Raw genomic sequence first — 1187 nt, 5'->3', positions numbered from 1 at the left:
AAAATCGGCTCAAACATGAAGAAATGAAATGACTGAGTCAGCCGAGAAGAATTTCCCCGCTTATTCGCACCTTCCCTTGCAGTTGGCGCAGCCGATGCCGAGCACTTTTACATTTTTCATCTCATATTCCTCATCAAGAAATTAACGGCGATACGAAGTTAAACACCCACCCAACCAACGTGAAGGAAACCAGTAGCACCAGCAGCAAGGTGCCCAGTAACTGCCACTTCATCACTTGTTTGAGCAGAATAAATTCAGGAAAACTGGCCGCTACTGTGCTCATACAAAATGCCAGTGTCGTCCCAATCGGCAGCCCATTGACAATCAAGCTCTCCATCACCGGGATCACTGCGGTGGCGTTGGAGTAGAGGGGAATGCCGATGAGAACCGCCACAGGCACTGACCACCATTGGCCTGCTCCAAGATGTGAGGCAATCCAGCCATCAGGCACAAAGCCATGAAGCGCGGCACCAAGCCCCACACCGACAATGACCCAGATCCATACCCGTTTGAAGATGGTGAGGGTTTCATCTTTAGCAAAGGCATGACGCTTGGCCAGCGAGAGGCTCGGGGCATCGGTATGCTGCTGGACGATATCACCTTGCTGATGCTGCCCCTGCTTGAGGGCCTCAGCGGCAAAATCAGCCAGCCAACGCTCGGCCTTTATCTTGTCCAAAAACGCCCCACCCAGCATGCCAACCGCCATGCCAACTACCACGTAAATCAGGGTGAACTTCCAGCCCAGCAGACTGACCAGCAACAAGACGGCCACTTCGTTGATGAGCGGTGAGGTGATGAGAAAGGCCATGGTAATCCCTAGCGGGATACCGGCTGAGGTGAAGCCGAGGAACACAGGGATACTCGAACAGGAGCAGAAGGGAGTAATGGCACCAAAGCCGGAGCCAAGAAGATAGCCCAACCCTCTGTGCTTGCCCGCCAAATAGTCCCTCACCCGTTCAACATTCAGGGAGGCCCGCAACATGGCCACGATGTAAATCATGACCAGCAGCAGGGCAAAGATCTTGCTCACATCCTCCACGAAGAAATGCAGCGCATCCCCCAGCTTGGTTTGCGGGCTCAGGCCCAATTGCTCGTAGACCAGCCAGCTGGCTAAATAACTGATCCCAATAGTGCTACACCTTCGCTGTGCCATAGCCATTCCCCGGGAAAGGAGACACGGTATCCAT

General features: G+C 53.7%; 1 protein-coding gene. It reads right to left on the bottom strand.

The annotated features are described in order from the left end of the window. Positions 1-133: 133 nt before the first annotated feature. Positions 134-1153: a permease gene (locus OKB81_RS20405; protein ID WP_270805438.1), complete on the bottom strand. Its 1020-nt coding sequence runs from the start codon at positions 1151-1153 to the stop codon at positions 134-136. Between the last annotated feature and the right edge of the window lie 34 nt (positions 1154-1187).

The organism is Aeromonas sp. QDB56 (genome assembly GCF_027705505.1).
Classification (GTDB): Bacteria; Pseudomonadota; Gammaproteobacteria; order Enterobacterales; family Aeromonadaceae; genus Aeromonas; species Aeromonas caviae.
The sequence above is the reverse complement of the archived record's forward strand: the minus strand, read 5'-3'. Positions and strand labels throughout refer to the sequence as shown.